Origin of the sequence: Streptomyces dryopteridis (genome assembly GCF_049606955.1) — a bacterium.
GTDB lineage: Bacteria > Actinomycetota > Actinomycetes > Streptomycetales > Streptomycetaceae > Streptomyces.
This window is the reverse complement of the sequence record NZ_CP187113.1, coordinates 3,261,599-3,280,827: the sequence shown is the minus strand read 5'-3', so window position 1 is coordinate 3,280,827 and position 19,229 is coordinate 3,261,599. Positions and strand designations below refer to the sequence as shown.

General features: G+C 73.5%; 19 protein-coding genes. 6 read left to right on the top strand and 13 right to left on the bottom strand.

The window, feature by feature from the left end; all coding sequences use genetic code 11:
- Positions 1-66: 66 nt before the first annotated feature.
- The 4 genes from ACN20G_RS14020 to cseC all read left to right on the top strand — a co-directional run bounded on the left by ACN20G_RS14020 (position 67) and on the right by cseC (position 3,398).
- Complete coding sequence (locus ACN20G_RS14020) at positions 67-627, top strand: SigE family RNA polymerase sigma factor (RefSeq protein WP_424213112.1); 561 nt, start codon at positions 67-69, stop codon at positions 625-627.
- 23 nt (positions 628-650) lie between these two features.
- Complete coding sequence (locus ACN20G_RS14015; protein ID WP_424215500.1) at positions 651-1,277, top strand: hypothetical protein; 627 nt, start codon at positions 651-653, stop codon at positions 1,275-1,277.
- Positions 1,278-1,356: 79 nt separating this feature from the next.
- Positions 1,357-2,070, top strand: a complete 714-nt coding sequence (gene cseB, locus ACN20G_RS14010) for a two-component system response regulator CseB (RefSeq protein WP_424213111.1) — start codon at positions 1,357-1,359, stop codon at positions 2,068-2,070.
- Positions 1,959-3,398 carry a two-component system sensor histidine kinase CseC gene (gene cseC, locus ACN20G_RS14005; RefSeq protein ID WP_424215499.1) on the top strand — a complete coding sequence of 480 codons (1,440 nt, stop codon included), beginning with the start codon at positions 1,959-1,961 and terminating at the stop codon, positions 3,396-3,398. Before cseB ends, cseC begins: the two co-directional genes overlap by 112 nt.
- Positions 3,399-3,423: 25 nt before the next feature.
- Here the strand turns inward: cseC and ACN20G_RS14000 are convergent, their stop codons facing one another.
- Both ACN20G_RS14000 and ACN20G_RS13995 read right to left on the bottom strand, forming a co-directional pair.
- Complete coding sequence (locus ACN20G_RS14000) at positions 3,424-4,032, bottom strand: M23 family metallopeptidase (protein WP_424213110.1); 609 nt, start codon at positions 4,030-4,032, stop codon at positions 3,424-3,426.
- A 463-nt stretch (positions 4,033-4,495) separates the two neighbouring features.
- A complete protein-coding gene (locus tag ACN20G_RS13995) occupies positions 4,496-7,024 on the bottom strand; it encodes an ATP-dependent Clp protease ATP-binding subunit (RefSeq protein ID WP_424213109.1) in 2,529 nt (842 codons plus the stop codon).
- A 455-nt stretch (positions 7,025-7,479) separates the two neighbouring features.
- Between ACN20G_RS13995 and ACN20G_RS13990 the strand changes: the two genes are divergently transcribed.
- Entirely contained in the window at positions 7,480-8,112 is a 633-nt protein-coding gene (locus tag ACN20G_RS13990) for an SCO3374 family protein (RefSeq protein ID WP_424213108.1), read from the top strand.
- On the opposite strand, the gene ACN20G_RS13985 is transcribed toward ACN20G_RS13990, so the two are convergent.
- From ACN20G_RS13985 to ACN20G_RS13965, 5 genes are all read right to left on the bottom strand, one after another.
- Positions 8,102-8,443: a histone-like nucleoid-structuring protein Lsr2 gene (locus ACN20G_RS13985; RefSeq protein ID WP_424213107.1), complete on the bottom strand. Its 342-nt coding sequence runs from the start codon at positions 8,441-8,443 to the stop codon at positions 8,102-8,104. The two genes, ACN20G_RS13990 and ACN20G_RS13985, sit on opposite strands and share 11 nt — an antisense overlap.
- A gap of 214 nt (positions 8,444-8,657) precedes the next feature.
- On the bottom strand, positions 8,658-9,212 hold the full coding sequence (locus tag ACN20G_RS13980; protein ID WP_424213106.1) for an amino-acid N-acetyltransferase: 555 nt from the start codon (positions 9,210-9,212) through the stop codon (positions 8,658-8,660).
- 9 nt (positions 9,213-9,221) lie between these two features.
- A complete protein-coding gene (locus ACN20G_RS13975) occupies positions 9,222-9,743 on the bottom strand; it encodes a BlaI/MecI/CopY family transcriptional regulator (protein WP_424213105.1) in 522 nt (173 codons plus the stop codon).
- A 130-nt stretch (positions 9,744-9,873) separates the two neighbouring features.
- The gene (locus tag ACN20G_RS13970; protein WP_424213104.1) at positions 9,874-10,041 is read right to left on the bottom strand and encodes a hypothetical protein; all 168 of its coding nucleotides are present in this window, start codon (positions 10,039-10,041) and stop codon (positions 9,874-9,876) included.
- A gap of 67 nt (positions 10,042-10,108) precedes the next feature.
- Positions 10,109-10,843: a hypothetical protein gene (locus ACN20G_RS13965; RefSeq protein ID WP_424213103.1), complete on the bottom strand. Its 735-nt coding sequence runs from the start codon at positions 10,841-10,843 to the stop codon at positions 10,109-10,111.
- A 198-nt stretch (positions 10,844-11,041) separates the two neighbouring features.
- Between ACN20G_RS13965 and ACN20G_RS13960 the strand changes: the two genes are divergently transcribed.
- Positions 11,042-12,520 (top strand): bifunctional phosphatase PAP2/diacylglycerol kinase family protein, encoded by a 1,479-nt coding sequence (locus ACN20G_RS13960; protein WP_424213102.1) that lies wholly within the window; start codon positions 11,042-11,044, stop codon positions 12,518-12,520.
- Positions 12,521-12,583: 63 nt separating this feature from the next.
- Here ACN20G_RS13960 and ACN20G_RS13955 read toward each other — a convergent pair whose 3' ends face one another.
- From ACN20G_RS13955 to ACN20G_RS13930, 6 genes are all read right to left on the bottom strand, one after another.
- Positions 12,584-13,318 carry a GntR family transcriptional regulator gene (locus tag ACN20G_RS13955; RefSeq protein ID WP_424213101.1) on the bottom strand — a complete coding sequence of 245 codons (735 nt, stop codon included), beginning with the start codon at positions 13,316-13,318 and terminating at the stop codon, positions 12,584-12,586.
- 191 nt (positions 13,319-13,509) lie between these two features.
- Complete coding sequence (locus tag ACN20G_RS13950; RefSeq protein ID WP_424213100.1) at positions 13,510-14,319, bottom strand: type III pantothenate kinase; 810 nt, start codon at positions 14,317-14,319, stop codon at positions 13,510-13,512.
- Positions 14,320-14,322: 3 nt separating this feature from the next.
- Positions 14,323-15,336 carry a carboxylating nicotinate-nucleotide diphosphorylase gene (gene nadC, locus ACN20G_RS13945; protein ID WP_424213099.1) on the bottom strand — a complete coding sequence of 338 codons (1,014 nt, stop codon included), beginning with the start codon at positions 15,334-15,336 and terminating at the stop codon, positions 14,323-14,325.
- A complete protein-coding gene (locus ACN20G_RS13940; protein ID WP_424213098.1) occupies positions 15,333-17,078 on the bottom strand; it encodes an L-aspartate oxidase in 1,746 nt (581 codons plus the stop codon). The genes nadC and ACN20G_RS13940 overlap by 4 nt, the downstream gene beginning before the upstream one ends.
- Entirely contained in the window at positions 17,075-17,989 is a 915-nt protein-coding gene (gene panC / locus ACN20G_RS13935) for a pantoate--beta-alanine ligase (RefSeq protein ID WP_424213097.1), read from the bottom strand. Before panC ends, ACN20G_RS13940 begins: the two co-directional genes overlap by 4 nt.
- Positions 17,986-18,972, bottom strand: a complete 987-nt coding sequence (locus tag ACN20G_RS13930; protein ID WP_424213096.1) for a Rossmann-like and DUF2520 domain-containing protein — start codon at positions 18,970-18,972, stop codon at positions 17,986-17,988. The genes panC and ACN20G_RS13930 overlap by 4 nt, the downstream gene beginning before the upstream one ends.
- Positions 18,973-19,229: the final 257 nt, after the last annotated feature.

The window sequence follows — 19,229 nt, the reverse complement described above, 5'->3', positions numbered from 1 at the left end:
TTCGAATCCGCAAGGGCGGCACGGGTGCCGCCGGCGAACGGGCGGGACAACGGGAGGCGGTCGGAAATGGCTCACGGCGAGGTGCTGGAGTTCGAGGAGTACGTCCGTACCCGACAGGACGCCCTGCTGCGCAGCGCGCGCCGGCTCGTTCCCGACCCCACCGACGCCCAGGACCTGCTCCAGACGGCCCTCGTGCGCACCTACGGCCGCTGGGACGGCATCGCCGACAAGTCCCTCGCCGACGCCTACCTCCGCCGCGTCATGATCAACACGCGCACCGAGTGGTGGCGGGCCCGCAAGCTGGAGGAGGTCCCCACCGAGCAGCTGCCCGACGCCCGCGTCGAGGACGGCTCCGACCAGCGCGCCGACCGCGCCCTGCTCATGGACATCCTGAAGGTTCTCGCGCCCAAGCAGCGCAGTGTCGTGGTGCTGCGACACTGGGAACAGATGAGCACCGAGGAGACTGCGGCGGCGCTCGGAATGTCGGCGGGAACCGTGAAGAGCACCTTGCATCGGGCCCTGGCCCGGCTCCGGCAGGAGCTGGAGAGCCGGGACCTCGACATGCGGGCGTTGGAGCGCGGTGACCACACCTTGCGCTACGAGGGGCGGGAGCGGTGCGCGGCCTGAACGACAGGGGTTCGCTGGTGCTGATGTCCACGGGGACGGTCGTCCTCGTGGGCACAGCGCTGTTCGCGGTCGGGTGTTCCCAGGGCGGGACCGGGCTGCGCGACGGCGGACCGGCCCGGAGCGAGACGGCCAAGAGCGCGCCGACCCCCGGGCCCGGGGCCGCCTCGGTCCCCTCCTCGCAGGGCCCCGTCAAACGGGTGGACGCCGTCGCCCTCCTCAAGGCCGACCCGAAGGTCAGCGGCGCCGTCAAACGGGACCTCAAGCCCTGCGCGGGCAAGGACTTCCCGGTGGACGTCAGCTACGGGAAGATCACCGACAACGGCACGGACGACGTGGTCGTCAACGTGCTGTCCTGCGCCGACGCGATCGGGGTGGGCACGTACGTGTACCGCGCCGACGGCGGGCGGTACGTCAACGTGTTCGCCGACGAGCAGCCGCCGGTCTACGCCGAGATCGACCGGGGGGCCCTGGTCCTCACCAAGCAGGTGTACGCCAAGAGCGACGCGCTCACCTTCCCCTCCGGGGAGGATGTGATCACGTATCACTGGAGTGGCGAGAAATTCACCGAGCAGGACCGGGTGCACACCGACTACAGCAACGTGGTCGACGGCGGGCCCGCCCCCACGGCGGTCGCGACCCCCAAGGGCTGACCACGCCCCTGCCCGCCCCGGCCCCGGCCCGGCGGATCTCCCGCACCCCCTGTCCGACGGATCGAGACGAGGCTGACCCATGGCCGAGACGCACGTGCTGTTCGTGGAGGACGACGACGTCATCCGCGAGGCGACCACCCTGGCGTTGGAACGCGACGGTTTCGTCGTCACCGCCATGCCCGACGGGCTGTCGGGCCTGGAGTCCTTCCGCGCCGACCGGCCCGACATCGCGCTGCTCGACGTGATGGTGCCCGGCATGGACGGCGTGAGCCTGTGCCGGCGGATCCGGGACGAGTCCACCGTTCCGGTGATCATGCTGTCGGCCCGCGCCGACTCCATCGACGTGGTGCTGGGCCTGGAGGCCGGCGCCGACGACTACGTCACCAAGCCCTTCGACGGCTCGGTGCTGGTGGCCCGGATCCGGGCCGTGCTGCGCCGCTTCGGGCACGCGGGCGGGGCGGCCGGCGGGCCGGGCGGCGCGGGCGACGGGCTCGACGGCGTCGACCGGGGCGTGCTGAGCTTCGGGGACCTGGAGGTGGACACCGAGGGCATGGAGGTCCGCCGCGCGGGCGCGCCGGTGGCCCTGACCCCGACCGAGATGCGGCTGCTGCTGGAGTTCTCCTCGGCGCCGGGTACCGTGCTCTCCCGGGATCGGCTGTTGGAGCGCGTGTGGGACTACGACTGGGGCGGCGACACCCGGGTGGTCGACGTGCACGTGCAGCGGCTGCGGTCCAAGATCGGCCAGGACCGGATCGAGACGGTCCGCGGGTTCGGGTACAAACTCAAGGCATGAAGCCTCCACGTGGCGGCGCTCCTGGCGGTTTCACGCTGCGTACGGGGATCCGCTGGAAGATCGCCATCGCCATCGCGGCCGTGGGCGCCCTGATCACCCTGGCCCTGAGCCTGGTCGTGCACAGCGCCGCGCGGGTCTCGATGCTGAACAGCCAGCGGACCATGCAGCTGGACCGGGTGCAGTTCATCGCCCGGAACGTGGACGTGGGCCGCAAGCCGCCGATGGGCGCCAAGGTCAACGACCCGGACCTGCCGGCCGAGCTGCGCGACACCGCGCGCTCCGGGCGTCGGGGCACCTTCGTGCAGGAGGGGCGCAACCCCAAGCTGCCCGAGGTGTGGGCGGCGGTGCCGCTCGGCAACGGGCAGGTGCTCTCCCTGCACAGCCAGTTCAGCGAGAGCGCCGAGGTCATGCGCGATCTGGACCGGGCCCTGGTGATCGGGTCGGTCGCGGTGGTGGTCGGCGGCTCGGCGCTCGGGGTGCTGATCGGCGGGCAGATCTCGCGCCGGCTGCGCAAGGCCGCGGCGGCGGCCGGACGGATGGCCGAGGGGGACCGTGACGTACGGGTCCGGGACGCGGTCGGCGGGATGGTCCGCGACGAGACCGACGACCTGGCGCGGGCCGTGGACGCCCTGGCCGACGCGCTCCAGCAGCGGCTGGAGGCGGAACGGCGGGTCACGGCGGACATCGCGCACGAGCTGCGCACCCCGGTCACGGGCCTGCTGACGGCGGCCGAGCTGCTGCCCCCGGGCCGGCCCACCGAACTCGTGCGGGACCGGGCCCAGGCCATGCGGGTGCTCGTGGAGGACGTGCTGGAGGTGGCCCGGCTGGACGGGGCCTCGGAACGGGCCGAGCTCCAGGAGATCGCGCTCGGGGAGTTCGTGGGCCGGCGGGTGGCCGCGCTGATGCCGGAGGCGGGGGTGCGGATCGTCGCGGACGAGATCGTGGCCACCGATCCGCGCCGGCTGGAGCGGATCCTGGGGAACCTGCTGGCGAACGCCGCCCGCTACGGCCGGCCGCCGGTCATGGTGGACGTGGAGGGCCGGGTGGTCCGGGTCCGCGATCACGGACCGGGGTTCCCTGAGGCACTGCTGCGGGAGGGACCGAGCCGGTTTCGCACCGGATCCTCGGACCGGGCCGGGGTGGGGCACGGTCTGGGGTTGACGATCGCGGCGGGCCAGGCACGGGTCCTGGGGGCCCGACTGACCTTCCGGAACGTGGCCGCCCCCGGCGGGCGCTCCGGAGAGGCGGCGGGGGCGGTGGCGGTGCTGTGGCTGCCGGAGCACGCCCCGACCAGCACCGGGAGCTTCCCCGTCATCCGGCTGCCCTGAGGGCGGCCCGCGGGGCCTGCTCGGGTCAGACGGTGACGCCGGCCTTGCGCAGGAAGCTGACCGGGTTCACGGCCGAGCCGTAGTTCGCGGTGGTGCGGATCTCGAAGTGCAGGTGGGGGCCGCTGGAGTTGCCGGTGTTGCCGGACAGGGCGATCTGGGTGTTCGCCGAGACCTTCTGGCCGATCCGGACCTGGATCTTCGAGAGGTGCGCGTACTGGGAGTACGTGTTCGGGCCGTGCTTGATGACGATGGCGTTGCCGTACGCGGGGCCGTCGCCGCCGCCGTTCGGGCCGGCCTTCACGACGGTGCCGGCGGCCACGGCCTTGACCGGGGTGCCGACGGGGACGGCGAAGTCCTGGCCGGAGTGCTTGTGCGACCACATGGAGCCGCCCTTGCCGAAGGTCGCCGACAGCGTGTAGCGGGCGACCGGCTTGATCCAGGCGCCGGTGGCGCCGGCCGCGGCGGCGGCCTGGGCCTGGGCCTGGGCGGCGACGAGGCCCGCGGGGGCGGTCACGACGTTGGTGGGGTTCGCGTCGGCGAAGGCGGCGGTCCCGGTGCCCAGCGCCACGGCGGCGCCGAGACCGGCGGCGACGACGGCGGTACGGATCTTGGGGGTGCGGCTCTTCGCGGACATGGGGAACCTCTTCGCTCGGGGGCAAGGATTCGCCCGGCACCGTCAGTGGCGTGCCGAGCGCTCATCTTTGGTAACCCGCGCCCCGCCGACTTCCCAAACCCCCTCATTACTACCCGGACTCGTAGCGGGGTCCCGGGTCCTCGACCCGTTGACGGGGCGCCGGCCTGCGCGAAGAGCAGTGCCGAAGGTCCCTTTCGATCTACGAGAGCCGGTAGTAGGCCCGTTTTGCCCTGTGCGGCTTGTCACCGCCGAGGGACCTGCGGATATCCGCTTTGGGACTTTTGCCGGAGTCCGGATTTCGTCCCCGCGCGCCCCCGCCACGGTCCATCCCGCCCCCGGAGCCGGCCCCGCGCACCGGCCCCCGGGCACGACGCAGGGCGCCGCCCCCCGACCCTGAGGTCGAAGGGCGGCGCCCTGTGGTCGTCACGCGCGCCGCGCGCGGTCTCCCGCGCGCGGCCGGGGGTCAGGCCCCCTTGGTGAGGTCCGGCCCCGAGCCCGCGGCGGGCTCGATCGGCGGGGCGTCCGGCAGCGCGGCCTTCTCCTCGCCGCGGAAGGTGAACTTGGCTTCCTCGCCCTCACCCTCCTTGCCGACCACGACGATGTGACCCGGACGCAGCTCGCCGAAGAGGATCTTCTCCGAGAGGATGTCCTCGATCTCGCGCTGGATGGTCCGACGCAGCGGTCGGGCACCCAGGATCGGGTCGTAGCCGCGCTTGGCGAGCAGGAGCTTGGCCTCGGTGCTCAGCTCGATGCCCATGTCGCGGTCCTTCAGACGGTCGTCCACCTTCGCGACCATGAGGTCGACGATCTGGATGATGTCCTCTTGGCTGAGCTGGTGGAAGACCACCGTGTCGTCGACACGGTTGAGGAACTCGGGGCGGAAGTGCTGCTTCAGCTCCTCGTTGACCTTGGCCTTCATGCGGTCGTACCCGGTCTTGACGTCGCCCTGAGCCGCGAAGCCGAGGTTGAAGCCCTTCGAGATGTCCCGCGTGCCGAGGTTGGTCGTCATGATGATGACGGTGTTCTTGAAGTCGACGACCCGGCCCTGGGAGTCGGTCAGGCGACCGTCCTCCAGGATCTGCAGCAGCGAGTTGAAGATGTCCGGGTGCGCCTTCTCGACCTCGTCGAAGAGGACCACCGAGAACGGCTTGCGCCGCACCTTCTCGGTCAGCTGACCGCCCTCTTCGTAGCCCACGTAGCCGGGGGGCGAACCGAAGAGCCGCGAGACCGTGTGCTTCTCGCTGAACTCCGACATGTCGAGGGAGATCAGCGCGTCCTCGTCACCGAAGAGGAACTCGGCGAGGGTCTTGGACAGCTCGGTCTTGCCGACGCCCGAGGGGCCGGCGAAGATGAACGACCCGCCGGGACGCTTGGGGTCCTTCAGACCGGCACGGGTGCGGCGGATCGCCTGGGAGAGCGCCTTGATGGCGTCCTTCTGGCCGATGACCCGCTTGTGCAGCTCGTCCTCCATGCGCAGCAGACGCGAGGACTCCTCCTCGGTCAGCTTGAAGACCGGGATGCCGGTGGCGGTCGCGAGGACCTCGGCGATCAGCTCGCCGTCGACCTCCGCGACGACGTCCATGTCGCCGGCCTTCCACTCCTTCTCGCGCTTGGCCTTCGCGGCGAGGAGCTGCTTCTCCTTGTCGCGCAGGGACGCGGCCTTCTCGAAGTCCTGCGAGTCGATCGCGGACTCCTTGTCCCGACGCACGCCCGCGATCTTCTCGTCGAACTCGCGGAGGTCCGGCGGCGCGGTCATCCGACGGATGCGCATCCGGGAGCCGGCCTCGTCGATCAGGTCGATCGCCTTGTCCGGGAGGAAGCGGTCCGAGATGTACCGGTCGGCCAGGGTCGCTGCCTGGACGAGGGCCTCGTCCGTGATGGAGACCCGGTGGTGGGCCTCGTACCGGTCGCGCAGACCCTTGAGGATCTCGATGGTGTGCTGCAGCGAGGGCTCGGCGACCTGGATGGGCTGGAAGCGGCGCTCCAGCGCGGCGTCCTTCTCCAGGTGCTTGCGGTACTCGTCCAGCGTGGTGGCACCGATGGTCTGGAGCTCACCGCGGGCCAGCATCGGCTTGAGGATGCTGGCGGCGTCGATCGCACCCTCGGCGGCGCCCGCACCCACGAGGGTGTGGAGCTCGTCGATGAACAGGATGATGTCGCCGCGGGTGCGGATCTCCTTGAGGACCTTCTTCAGGCGCTCCTCGAAGTCACCGCGGTAGCGGGAGCCGGCCACCAGCGCGCCGAGGTCGAGGGTGTAGAGGTGCTTGTCCTTGAGGGTCTCGGGCACCTCGCCCTTGACGATGGCCTGCGCCAGGCCCTCGACGACGGCGGTCTTGCCGACGCCGGGCTCGCCGATCAGCACCGGGTTGTTCTTGGTGCGGCGGGACAGCACCTGCATGACCCGCTCGATCTCCTTCTCGCGCCCGATGACCGGGTCGAGCTTGGATTCGCGGGCCGCCTGCGTCAGGTTGCGGCCGAACTGGTCGAGGACGAGGGAGGTCGAGGGGGTGCCCTCGGCCGGACCGCCCGCGGTCGCCGCCTCCTTCCCGCCGGTCGAGTAACCGGAGAGCAGCTGGATGACCTGCTGCCGCACCCGGTTGAGGTCGGCGCCCAACTTCACGAGGACCTGGGCGGCGACGCCCTCACCCTCGCGGATCAGCCCGAGCAGGATGTGCTCGGTGCCGATGTAGTTGTGGCCGAGCTGAAGGGCCTCGCGGAGCGAGAGCTCCAGCACCTTCTTGGCACGAGGGGTGAAGGGAATGTGACCGGACGGGGCCTGCTGGCCCTGGCCGATGATCTCCTCCACCTGCTGGCGGACCGCCTCAAGCGAAATGCCGAGGCTCTCCAGGGCCTTGGCGGCGACACCCTCACCCTCGTGGATCAGACCCAGAAGGATGTGCTCGGTGCCGATGTAGTTGTGGTTGAGCATCCGGGCTTCTTCCTGAGCCAGGACGACAACCCGCCGCGCGCGGTCGGTGAACCTCTCGAACATCGTTAATCGCTCCTCAGAGCGGTCGGGCAGTAAGGGGCGTGTCCCCTCCCTGTCCTTCCGCATGCTAGTCCCGCGGGGCGGGACAGCTCATTCCAACTGCCGACATCCGTTCACGGCTCACCCCCACGTCGGTGAGGAAAACCGGCGCGAACCGCCGACAACTGCTCCAACCCGATGGTGCGAGACGATGTTCCCGCAGGCCAAGCAGATACCCATCTCAGGTGTACGCCGATGGCGAACGGCAACCGTCCCGGGTCGTTCTCGGATCAGCGTGTCGGCCGCATCCGCTGGGACTGTCCTACCCGAAAGGGCGGACAATCCATGCCCCCTTCCCACCCCCTCTCCGCTGAGGGCGAACAACCCGCCGCGGCGCGTCGCGACATTCCGCCACGGAACGGAAGCGGACCGTCACCCCGCGGCGTAACCCGGGGGCGCCCGTCGCGGTTGCTCCGGGCATGACGCCACCCGCCGGCCCGCCCGTCACGCGGATCACCCGACCGGCGGTGCGGCCGGACGCGCCCGTGCCGAACGCCCCCGCGGGCCCCGAAGGGCCCACCGCGGCCACCGGCACCCTCTTCGACGCCCTGGAGCTGCCGGCCGAGGCCGGCACCGCCCTGCTGCGCCGCCCGGTGCTCACCGGGCCGGTGGTGCGGTCCGGCGCCGGGGACCGGATCTGGTTCCTGGTGGCGCCGGGGGTGGCCGAGGAGCTCGGCGCGGTGCTGGACTGGCTGGAGTGGGGCGGCCTGGGTCTCGACCTGATCGGCCGCGGTCGCGGCGACCGGATCGAGTGGCCCGCCCCGACGGGCCCCGGGCCGGAGCGTGCGCCGGCCGGTGGGGCCGTGTGGCTGCGGGCCCCCGCGGGCGACCCGCGCGACCTGACGGACGCGCTCCCCGCCCTGCCCGGACCCGGTCGACCCTCGCCCGGCCCCCGGGGACCGGGAGCTGCCGACGGACCCGACCTGGTGCGGCTGATCGGAGCGGCGGCCGGGGAATGTCACCGGGCCCGGCTGTGGGCCGGACGTCGGGGCGCGCGGACGGCCGTCCCCCGGCCGCCGCACTCCGCCGACGGCTCCGACATCAGCCCTTGACCTCGGCCTCGTACTGTTCCTTGATCTCCTGCGGAACACGGCCGCGGTCGTTCACATTGAGGCCCTTGGCCTTGGCCCACGCGCGAATCTCGGCGGTGTCCGGGCTGCCCGCGGACGCCGCGCGACCGGCCTTGGAACGGCCCGCGGAGGCACGGCCCCCGGTACGCCGACCGCCCTTGGTGTAAGGCTCCAACAGACCGCGGAGCTTTTCCGCGTTCGTGGTGGTGAGATCGATCTCGTAGGTCTTGCCATCCAGCGCGAACGTCACGGTCTCGTCCGCCTCGCCGCCGTCGAGGTCATCGACAAGAAGGACCTGAACCTTCTGTGCCACCGGATTTCCTTTCATCGAAAATGCAGTACGCGGAAAGGAAACCGCTTTCGCGGGGAAAACACAAACCCCACAGAGAGGTTCAGGATCACAACCGGATGGGAAACATACGCGATTCGGACATAGGTAGCAGGCCGGGGGACCACGGGAAAAGAGGTGCTCCGGCGGGTCGCGATCGAGGTCTGAACGGCTTCCGATCGCCGCTCTTCCGGGCCGCTCAGAGGTGCAGAAGCATCCGACTGTTGCCCAGGGTGTTCGGCTTCACCCGTTCGAGACCGAGGAACTCCGCGACGCCCTCGTCATAGGAACGCAGCAGCTCCGTGAAGACCTCGGCGCCCACCGGGGTCTGGCTCTCGCCGATCTCGGTGAACCCGTGCTTCGCGAAGAAGTCCACTTCGAAGGTCAGGCAGAATACCCGGCTCACCCCGAGATCCCGGGCCGTGCGCAGCAGGCGTCCGAGGATGAGGTGTCCCACGCCGGCGCCCTTCAGCTCCCGGTCCACCGCGAGCGTGCGCACTTCGGCGAGGTCTTCCCACATCACGTGCAGGGCGCCACAGCCCACGACGGTACCGTCCGCGACCCGTTCGGCGACCCAGAACTCCTGGATCGACTCGTAAAGCGTCACCGGCGCTTTGTCGAGGAGGATCCGCTGCCCCACGTACTGGTCGAGGAGCCGGCGCAACGCGGTGACATCTCCGGTGCGGGCCCGGCGGACCACCAACGCTTTTGCATCTGCACCGATCCGCGATTCGGGCGCTTGACTGGGTTCCATGCGCGGACGCTATCGCCCTTCCGGGGGCCCTTCGGCACCGGGCTCGGGAACGGGATCGGGGGCGGTCTCGGATTCGCCGGCCGGCGGATCCGGGAGCGGGGGTTCCGGCGGATGTCCGGGCGCGAGTTCCCCGGGAGGTCCCGGGGGCGCTTCCGGGGCTTCCGTCTCCTCGTCGTGTTGGACGATGCGGACCGCGTCGCGCAGCGCCTCGCGTTGTTCCGGCGACATCATGCCGAAGAACGCGACGAGGGCGGCGGCCGGGTTGTCGCTGGTCGCCCACGCCTCGTTCATGAGTGCGGCCGAGTAGGCGGGGCGGGTGGAGACGGCGGTATATCGATAGGCGCGGCCTTCCGCCTCGCGGCGGACCCAGCCCTTCTGATGGAGATTGTCCAGGACGGTCATCACCGTGGTGTAGGCGATGGACCGTTCCCGCTGGAGATCCTCCAGCACTTCCCGAACGGTGACCGGGCGGTTCCACTGCCACACCCGCGTCATGACGGCGTCTTCGAGTTCTCCCAAGGGGCGAGGCACATGAGCACGATAGAGCCGGGAGAGGCGAATTGCCCGTCCATTCGGGGGCAACGCGCGACAAAACCGCGCGCGGGGCCGGCGGGGCCGCCGCGCGCGGGGGTCGGGGGCGTCGGGGCGCCCCGGGGGGGGCTCAGCCCTGGGACTGGCGGGCGGACTCCGCGCGGGCGAGGGCCGCGTCCACCGCCGCGTCCTCCTTGTTCTTGTTGGCGCCGCCCTGGGTCTTGACGATGGTGCGCACCAGGAAGATGAAGAACACGGCCATCACGAACGGCGGAACGAGCGCGGATACGTAGTCCATGGGGCTCAGGGTAGTCCCGGCGCTCCGGCGCGGCGGCGGTGGGGGCGCCGCGCGGCGGGGCGGCCGGTCAGCCCGCCGCGACGGCCTCGGGGCCGCGCTCGGGCCGCGGGTCGGCGGTCTCGGGCAGCGGGGCCTCGGGGGTCCCGGGGTCCTGCGGGCGGCGGCGCGGGAAGACCTCGCCGGGGGTGGGCACGGGGCGCTCGGGGCGCTCGGGGGCGCGTTCGGGGCCGGCCGTCCCCCGGGCGGCGCCCCGGGGCGTGCGGGGCTCGCGGTGCGGGGTGGGCGCGGGGGTGGGGGCGCCGGGGCCGGGGGTGGGGCCGACGCCGGGGGCGGCCTCCTCGCGGCCGCCGGTGAGGGCGAGCAGCCGGGCCCGGGGGGCGCCGACGGCGAGGGTGCCGGTGGCCAGCCGGCGGCGCACGGAGCGTTCGGCGACGGCGCGGACCCGGTCGAGGAGGGCGGCGGCCTCGGGGTTGCCGCGCAGGGCGCGCAGGGCGGCGAGGTCGTCGGGGACGGGTTCGCAGCCGCTGTCCAGGGCCTCGCGGAGCAGGGTGAGCCAGCCGCTGAGGCTGCCGGGGAGGGCGGCCCGGTAGCGGGCGAGGTCGGCGAGGAGGAAGGCCCGCTGCCGTTCGGCCTCGCCGAGGGCGTCGTCCACGGATCTCGCGAGGCTCAGCGTCTCGCGCACCTCGGGGGCGGGGAGCGGGGCCGGGTCGGGCCTGAGGGCGTGGGCGAGGGAACGCCGGAGCACGTGCAGCTCGGCGGCGCTGAACGCCATTCCGCCGCGGGATCCGTAGGGCGTGGGCATGACGCGAAGGTACGCGCTAATCGGACAAAACCGCCGTGTTGTGGCCGGTGGGGAGGGTGCATTGGGTCCGGACGGCGGTACCCGGGAGCGAGGTCGGGGGGCTCGCGCGTTGAGAGGGGGGACGACGGGGTAGGTGCGCTGCGGCGGCCCGATGATCTTCGGTCGTCTTTTCGGTCGTGAGTCGTCAGGAGGACGTACGTGGTCGCGGTGTGGCGGGGTCCGATCGGCCGGTGGGACCGGCGCTTGTTCGACGAGGTCGCCCGTCGGCACTGGCCGGGGGCGGACCGGGTGCTGCCCCGGCTGGGCCGGGCCGCCGACCACGGGGTGCTGTGGGGCGGGATCGCGGCCGGGGCGCTGGTCTTCGGCACCCCCCGGGCCCGGCGCGCGGTGGTGCGGGGCGCGGCCTCGCTGGCCCTGGCCTCGGCGACGATCAACACGGTGGGCAAGTGGTCGGTGCGCCGGCCGCGGCCCGGTTTCGACGGGGTACCGCAGGCGCGGCGGCCGCAGCGGCAGCCGTGGACCACCTCCTTCCCCTCGGGGCACTCGGCGTCCGCGTTCGCCTTCGCGACGGGGGTGGCCCTGGAGTCGCCGGCCCTGGGGGCGGTGCTGGCGCCGGTGGCGGGGTCGGTGGCCTTCTCGCGGGTGTACACCGGCGTGCACTACCCGGCGGACGTGGCGGCCGGGGCCGCGCTCGGGCTGGGCGCGGCGTGGGTGGTGCGGCGCATCGCGCGGGAGGCGGACCGGGCGCGCACGGCGCCCGGGGAGGCGCATCCGGAGTTCGGCGCGCCCGCCCTGCCGGAGGGGCGCGGGCTGGTGCTCGTGCTGAACACGAGCGGGGGCTCGGCCGGCGAGGTGGACCTCGGGGTGGTGCGCGAGCGGCTGCCGGAGGCGGAGATCGTCGAGTGCGAGGGCGAGAAGCTGACGGAGGAGCTGGCGGCGGCGGCCGAGCGGTGCGCGGTGCTGGGGGTGTGCGGCGGGGACGGCACGGTGAACGCGGCGGCGACGGCGGCGTTGGCGGCCGGGCGTCCGCTGGCGGTGTTCCCGGGCGGCACGCTGAACCACTTCGCGGCCGATCTGGGGCTGACGGGCATCGAGGACACGTGCGCGGCGGTGGCGCGCGGGGAGGCGGTGCGGGTGGCGGCGGGCCGGTTCCGGCCGGGGCCCTCTGGCGCGGAGCAGGGCTGGTTCCTGAACACCTTCAGCATCGGGGTGTACCCGGAGCTGCTCGGGCACCGGCTGCGGTGGGCGCCCCGGATCGGGGGCGGGCCGGCGGCGGTGCTGGCGGCGGCGAAGGTGCTGCGCAAGGAGCGCCCGTTGCGCCTGACGATCGCGGGGCGCGAGCGGTCGGTGTGGATGCTGTTCGCGGGCAACGGGACGTACCACGGCAGCGGGCCGACGCCTCGGCGGCGGCTGAGTCTGCGCGAGGAGGGCATGGACCTGCGCTTGGTGCACGGTGGGGCGCGGCCGGGCAGTCGGTTGCTGGCGGCGGCCCTGGCCGGGCCGCTGACCCGGTCGCCGGCGCACCTGGCGACGCGGCTGGCCTCGCTGCGGGTCTCGGGGATCCCGGCGGGGACCCCGCTGGCCTTCGACGGGGAGTACGCGATGGCGCCGGAGGAGCTGACGCTGTCGACCGTGCCGCGCGCGCTCACGGTGTACCGGCCGTACCGCAAGGACTGAGCCGCGAGGACCGCGCGGGGCGGGCGGGCGCGCGATCGGGCGCCCGCCCGCCCCGCGCGGCGTTCAGTCCTTGATGGTGGTCTCGTAGGCGAGTTCGGCGCGCCGGTCGGCGACCACGAGGTCGGCGGTCTCCACGGGCCGGCCGCCCTTGTCGTAGTGGGTGCGTTCGATGCGGGTGACGAGGTCGCCGACGCTGATGCCGAGCAGGTTGGCGGCCCGCTGGTCGGCGCGGGCGGGGCGGGGCACTTCGAGGACGCGGGTGACCGCGATGCCCAGCGAGCGCATCCGCTTGATCACCCCGGCTCCCTTGAGGACGCCCATCTCGGGCAGCACCACGGGGGTGCCGTCGGTGATGGCCATGGGTTCCCAGGACTCGGCGATCTCGACCGGGCGGCCGTCGGCGAGGAACTCGTAGTGGGTGACCACGCAGGGGTCGCCGGTGGCGATGGCGAGCCGGTGGGCGATGTGTTCGGGGGCCGGGACCCGGGCCCGGGAGTGGGATTCGGCGCGGACCGCCTTGCCCGCGTGGAAGGGGCCGGACAGGCCGCGGCCCCGGGAGCGGAACATGCGCAGGCGTTCGCGGGGGCGGCGCACGTAGGTGCCGGAGCCGGCGCGGCCCTCCAGCAGGCCGTCGATGATGAGGCGTTCCATGGCGCGCTGGGCGATGGACTGGCCCACGCCGTACTCCTCGGCGAAGCGGGAGCGTGAGGGGAGGCGTTCCCCGACCTTCCACTCGCCGGCCTGAACGCGGTCCCGAAGGGCGTCGGCGACTTTCATGTACGCGGTGTCACGAGGCATTCGTCCCGCCCTGATCTCGTGCTCGCTCGAATGGGGAAAGGACGACAAAGCTAACCCATCAGGTCCAACGGGCGCGCCCCACACCGGGATTGGCCGGTTTCGACCGAACGCGCGACGGGCGCGACCGGGTGTTTTCGGAAAGGGTGCGACCGCTTCCGAAACCACCCGACCGCGCCCGTCCGCGCGCCCGGTCAGTCGAACTGGGGGGCGTTGCGCTCGTAGATCAGCCGCAGGCCGATCAGGGTGAGCCAGGGTTCGTGCTCGTCGATCTCCTCGGACTCGCCGAGGACCATCGCCGCCGAGCCGCCGGTCGCGATGACCTTCACCGCGTCCGGGTCGCCCTTGGGGCCGACGAGTTCGCGCGCGATCCGGCGGGCCAGCCCGTCCACCTGCCCGGCGAAGCCGTAGACGGCGCCGGACTGCATGGCCTCGACGGTGCTCTTGCCGATCACGTGCCGGGGCCGGGCCAGTTCGATCTTGCGGAGTTGGGCGCCGTGCACGCCGAGGGCCTCCATGGAGATCTCGACGCCGGGCGCGATGACCCCGCCGACGAACTCGCCGCGCGCGGAGATCGCGTCGAAGGTGGTGGCCGAGCCGATGTCCACGACCACGGCCGGGCCGCCGTACAGCTCGACGGCGGCGACCGCGTTGGTGATGCGGTCGGCGCCGACCTCCTTGGGGTTGTCGGTGAGCACCGGCAGCCCCGTCTTGACCCCGGGTTCCACGAGCACGGCCGGCACGTCCCCGTAGTAGCGGCGGGAGACGTCGCGCAGTTCGTGCAGGACGGCCGGGACGGCCGAGCAGATGGCGATGCCGTGGATGCCGTCGCCGAGCTCGGTGCCGAGCATGGGGTGGGTGCCCATCAGCCCCTGGAAGAGCACGGCCAGTTCGTCGGCGGTGCGGCGGGCGTCGGTGGACACCCGCCAGTGCTCGACGAGCTCCTCCCCGTCGAACAGGCCGAGGACGGTGTGGCTGTTGCCGACGACGATGGTGAGCAGCATGACCTACGCCGCCCCGTCCGCGTCCTCGGCGGCGCGCAGGTCCAGGCCGATGTCGAGGATCGGCGAGGAGTGGGTGAGGGCGCCGACGGCCAGGTGGTCCACGCCGGTGGCGGCGTAGGCGGCGGCGTTGTCGAGGGTGAGCCGGCCGGAGGACTCCAGCACGGCGCGGCCGGCGACGATCGCGACGGCCTCCTCGGTCTCGGGGACGGTGAAGTTGTCGAGCAGGATCAGGTCGGCGCCCGCGTCCAGGGCCTCGCGGATCTGGTGCAGGGTGTCGACCTCGACCTCGATCGGGACCTCGGGGAATGCCTCGCGGACGGCCTTGAACGCCTCCGTGACCCCGCCGGCGGCGACCACGTGGTTGTCCTTGACCAGGGCGGCGTCGGACAGGGACATGCGGTGGTTGGCGCCGCCGCCGCAGCGGACCGCGTACTTCTCCAGGGAGCGCAGGCCCGGGGTGGTCTTGCGGGTGTCGCGGACGGTGGCGGAGGTACCCTCCAGCACGTCGGCCCAGCGGCGGGTGGCGGTGGCGATGCCGGAGAGCCGGCACAGCAGGTTGAGGGCGCTGCGCTCGCCGGTGAGCAGGTCGCGGGTGCGGGCGGTGACGGAGAGGAGCACCTGGCCGGCCTCGACCCGGTCCCCGTCCTCCACGTGCCGTTCCACGCCGAACTCGTCCTCGCAGACCACCGAGAGCACGGCCTCGGCGATCCGCAGGCCGGCGACGGTGCCGGCCTCGCGGGCGGTGAAGTCGGCGGTGGCCACGGCGTCCTCGGGGACGGTGGCGACGGTGGTGACGTCGACCCCGCCGTCGAGGTCCTCGGCCAGGGCCATGTGCGCGATGTCCTCGACCTCGATGGGGTCGAGGCCGGCCTCGACGAGGAGGGCGGCGAGCGCCGGGTCGAGGCCGCTCTCCTCCTCCGCGCCGCCGCAGCCGCAGCCGTCGCCGCAGCCGCCGGGCTCGGAGTCGGCGGGGATCAGGGGGAGGTCGGCGTGGGTGTGGTCGGGGGTGGTGCTCACGGGGTGCGCTCCTGGCTTCGGGGACGGGCGGGACGGACGGGCGGCAGATCGGCGGTGTCGGTGCGGGTGACCACGAGGGCGCGGCGTTCGGTGTCGGAGAGCCGGACCACGAGGTGTCGGCGCCAGTCGGCGTCGTCGCGGTCGGGCCGGTCCTCGCGCCAGTGGCAGCCGCGGGTCTCCTCGCGGCGCAGGGCGGCGGCGGTCAGCACCCGGGCCACGCAGAGCAGGTTGGTGGCCTCCCAGGTCTCCACGCACGGGTCGGCGGTGGCGCCCCGGGCGTCGAGTTCGGCGACGGCGTCGGCGTGCAGGGTCTCCAGGGCCTCGGCGGCGGTCCGCAGGGAGCCGGCCGAGCGCAGCACCCCGACCCCGTCGGTCATGGTGCGCTGCACCGTGGCGCGGGCCTTGGGGTCCTGGAGCGGCCCGGTGCCGGGCACGGGCACCGGCGGGCCGACCGGGGTCGGGGGGCGGGAGGTGATGTCGGCGGCGATCCGCTCGGCGAAGACCAGGCCCTCCAGGAGGGAGTTGGACGCGAGCCGGTTCGCGCCGTGCACGCCGGTGCAGGCGACCTCGCCACACGCGTAGAGCCCGGGCACGGTGGTGCGGCCGGAGAGGTCGGTGCGCACGCCGCCGGAGGCGTAGTGGGCGGCCGGGGAGACCGGGATCGGCTCGGTGACCGGGTCGATGCCGTGGGCGCGGCAGGCGGCGAGGATGGTCGGGAAGCGCTGTTCCCACATGGCGGCGCCGAAGTGACGGGCGTCGAGGTACATGTGGGTGGTGCCCTGCTCGCGCATCCGGCGGGTGATGCCCTTGGCGACGATGTCGCGGGGCGCGAGTTCGGCGAGTTCGTGCTGTCCGAGCATGAAGCGGACCCCGTCGGCGTCCACGAGGTGGGCGCCCTCGCCGCGGACCGCCTCGGAGACCAGCGGCTGCTGTCCCTCGGCGCCGGGGCCGAGGAAGAGGACGGTGGGGTGGAACTGGACGAATTCGAGGTCGGAGACCTCCGCGCCGGCGCGCAGGGCGAGGGCCACGCCGTCGCCGGTGGAGACGGCCGGGTTGGTGGTGGCGGAGAAGACCTGGCCCATGCCGCCGGTGGCGAGGACCACGGCGGGGGCGTGGACGGCGCCGACCCCGTCGTGTTCGCCCTCCCCCATGACGTGCAGGGTGACGCCGGCGGTGCGGCCCTCGGCGTCCTGGAGCAGGTCGAGGACGAGGGCGTTCTCGACGGTCTCGATGCCGGCCTCGTGGACGGCGGCGACCAGGGCGCGGGAGATCTCGGCGCCGGTGGCGTCGCCGCCGGCGTGCGCGATGCGGCGCCGGTGGTGGCCGCCCTCGCGGGTCAGTTCGATCTCGCCGGTGGTGGGCGAGGTGTCGAAGACGGCGCCGGTGTCGATGAGCCGGCGCACGGCGTCCGGGCCCTCGGTGACCAGGAGGCGGACGGCGCGTTCGTCGCAGAGGCCGGCGCCGGCCACGAGGGTGTCGTCGAGGTGCTGTTCGGGCGTGTCCCCCTCGCCGAGGGCGGCGGCGATGCCGCCCTGGGCCCAGCGGGTGGAGCCGTCGTCCAGGCGGGCCTTGGTGACCACGACGGTGCGGCGGCCGGCGGCCGCGCAGCGCAGGGCGGCGGTCAGTCCGGCGACGCCGGATCCCACGACGACCACGTCGGCCTCGACGGCCCAGCCGGGGGCGGGGGCGTGCAGGCGTATGCGGGTGTCGGGGGGCGTCGCTGCTCTGCCGGTGGTGCTCACGGGTGTGCTCCGAACTCCAAGGGGATGTTGTCGATCAGCCGTGTCGTGCCGACCTTGGCGGCGACGGCGAGCACGGCGGGCCCGGTGTGACCGGCGGGGACCTCGGTGAAGTCCCGGGGGTCGACGAGGGCGAGATAGTCGAGTGCGAGGGGGCTCTCGGCGTGGGCGGCGTCGGCCAGGACCCGCAGGGCGGCGGCGCGGACGGCGCCCGGCAGGTCGGCGTCCTCGGGCGCGGCGGGGGCCGCGAGCCGGTCGCGGCCCGCGAACAGGGCCCGGGACAGGGCGAGGGCGGTGTCGCGTTCGGGGGCGGCGAGGTAGCGGTTGCGGGAGGACAGGGCGAGCCCGTCGGGTTCCCGGACGGTGGGCACGCCCTCGATCTCGGCGGGGAAGTTCAGGTCGGTGGCCATCCGCCGGATCAGCGCCAGCTGCTGGGCGTCCTTCTGCCCGAACAGCGCGAGGTCGGGGGCGGTGAGGTGGAGCAGTTTGGCGACGACGGTGAGCATCCCGTCGAAGTGCCCGGGGCGGGTGGCGCCCTCCAGGCGGGTGCCCATGGGGCCGGCGGTGATCCGCACCTGCGGGTCGCCGCCGGGGTACACCTCGTCGACGGCCGGGGCGAAGACCACGTCGGCGCCGGCGGCGCGGGCGATCTCCAGGTCGGCGTCGAGGGTGCGGGGGTAGCGGTCGAGGTCCTCGCCGGCGCCGAACTGGAGCGGGTTGACGAAGACGGTGACGACGACCTGCCCGGCGGCGCCGACCCGGGCGCGGGCGGTGCGCACCAGGGTGGCGTGGCCCTCGTGGAGGGCGCCCATGGTCATGACGACGGCGCGGCGGGCGCGGTCGGCGGAGCCGGCGGGCCCGGTGGGCGGGCGCAGGGCGGCGAGGTCGGCGGCGGTGTGCAGCAGCGCGGTCACGCGGGGCCGTCTCCTTCTTCGGGTGCTTCGGGGGTGTCGGGGGCGTCGCCGGTCGGGGCGGCCGGGCCGGTCGGGGCGGCGCCGAGGACGCCGAGGAGCTCGGCGGCCGGGCCGGGGCGGAGCATGCCGTTGGCCAGGGCCCGGTCGGCGGTGGCGCGGGCCATCGCGAGGTAGCCGTCGACCATGGCGGGGGCGTGGGCGCGCAGCTCGGCGACGTGCGCGACGACCGTGCCGGCGTCGCCTCGGGCGACGGGGCCGGTGAGGGCGGCGTCGCCGGAGCGCAGCGCGTTGTCGAGGGCCGCGCCGAGGAGGGGGCCGAGCATCCGGTCGGGGCGGGCGACCCCGGCGGCGGCGAGCAGTTCCATGCTCTGGGCGACGAGGGTGACGAGGTGGTTCGCGCCGAGGGCGAGGGCCGCGTGGTAGAGGGGACGGGCCTCCTCCTCCACCCATTCGGGTTCGCCGCCCATCTCGATCACGAGGGCCTCGGCGGCGAGCCGCAGCTCGACGGGGGCGGTGACGCCGAAGGCGCAGCCGGCCAGTCGCTGCACGTCCACCGCGGTGCCGGTGAAGGTCATGGCGGGGTGCAGGGCCAGCGGCAGGGCGCCCGCGCGGGTGGCGGGGTCCAGCACGGCGGTGCCGAAGCGGCCGGAGGTGTGGACGAGCAGTTGCCCGGGGCGGACCGCGCCGGTCTCGGCCAGGCCCGCGACGAGCCCGGGGAGGGCGTCGTCGGGCACGGTGAGGAGGACGAGGTCGGCCCGTTCCAGCACCTGCGGCGGGCTGAGCAGGGGCACGTCGGGCAGCAGGGCGGCGGCGCGCCGGCGGGAGGCGTCGGAGACGCCGGAGGCGGCGACGGGACGGTGCCCGGCGAGGGCCAGGGCGGCGGCGAGGGCCGGGCCGACCCGACCGGTGCCGACGACGCCGACGGTCAGACGGGCGGGGCGGGCGGATACGTCGCCCGGCTCCGTCCGGTGGGGTGCGTTCACGTGAGGCGGGACCTTCCGTTCCAGTCCGCGAGGGGTACCGGACGATACGTCGCCATGCTATCCGCCCGTCCCCGACGGCTCTTGGCGTGGCGACGGGCCGGGCGAACGGGTGTGCGGGAGGGGGTGAAACGGAACGCGCCCGGCGCGGCTTTCCGAAAGGGGCTACGGGGAAAGGCGGGCGGGGCGACCGGCGACCGAAAAGGGGCACGGGAACTCTTAAGCATGCCGCTCCGGGTCGCTTCGCCGGTTTTTTCGGT

Excerpts from the sequence above, each read along its gene's own strand:
- ACN20G_RS13990 (WP_424213108.1), top strand. The coding sequence starts at position 7,480 with ATGACGCCACCCGCCGGCCCGCCCGTCACGCGGATCACCCGACCGGCG.
- ACN20G_RS13950 (WP_424213100.1), bottom strand. The coding sequence starts at position 14,319 with ATGCTGCTCACCATCGTCGTCGGCAACAGCCACACCGTCCTCGGCCTG.
- ACN20G_RS13965 (WP_424213103.1), bottom strand. The coding sequence starts at position 10,843 with ATGCCCACGCCCTACGGATCCCGCGGCGGAATGGCGTTCAGCGCCGCC.
- ACN20G_RS14015 (WP_424215500.1), top strand. The coding sequence starts at position 651 with ATGTCCACGGGGACGGTCGTCCTCGTGGGCACAGCGCTGTTCGCGGTC.
- ACN20G_RS13955 (WP_424213101.1), bottom strand. The coding sequence starts at position 13,318 with ATGCCTCGTGACACCGCGTACATGAAAGTCGCCGACGCCCTTCGGGAC.
- cseB (WP_424213111.1), top strand. The coding sequence starts at position 1,357 with ATGGCCGAGACGCACGTGCTGTTCGTGGAGGACGACGACGTCATCCGC.
- ACN20G_RS13980 (WP_424213106.1), bottom strand. The coding sequence starts at position 9,212 with ATGGAACCCAGTCAAGCGCCCGAATCGCGGATCGGTGCAGATGCAAAA.
- ACN20G_RS14000 (WP_424213110.1), bottom strand. The coding sequence starts at position 4,032 with ATGTCCGCGAAGAGCCGCACCCCCAAGATCCGTACCGCCGTCGTCGCC.
- ACN20G_RS13970 (WP_424213104.1), bottom strand. The coding sequence starts at position 10,041 with ATGGACTACGTATCCGCGCTCGTTCCGCCGTTCGTGATGGCCGTGTTC.
- ACN20G_RS13995 (WP_424213109.1), bottom strand. The coding sequence starts at position 7,024 with ATGTTCGAGAGGTTCACCGACCGCGCGCGGCGGGTTGTCGTCCTGGCT.
- ACN20G_RS14020 (WP_424213112.1), top strand. The coding sequence starts at position 67 with ATGGCTCACGGCGAGGTGCTGGAGTTCGAGGAGTACGTCCGTACCCGA.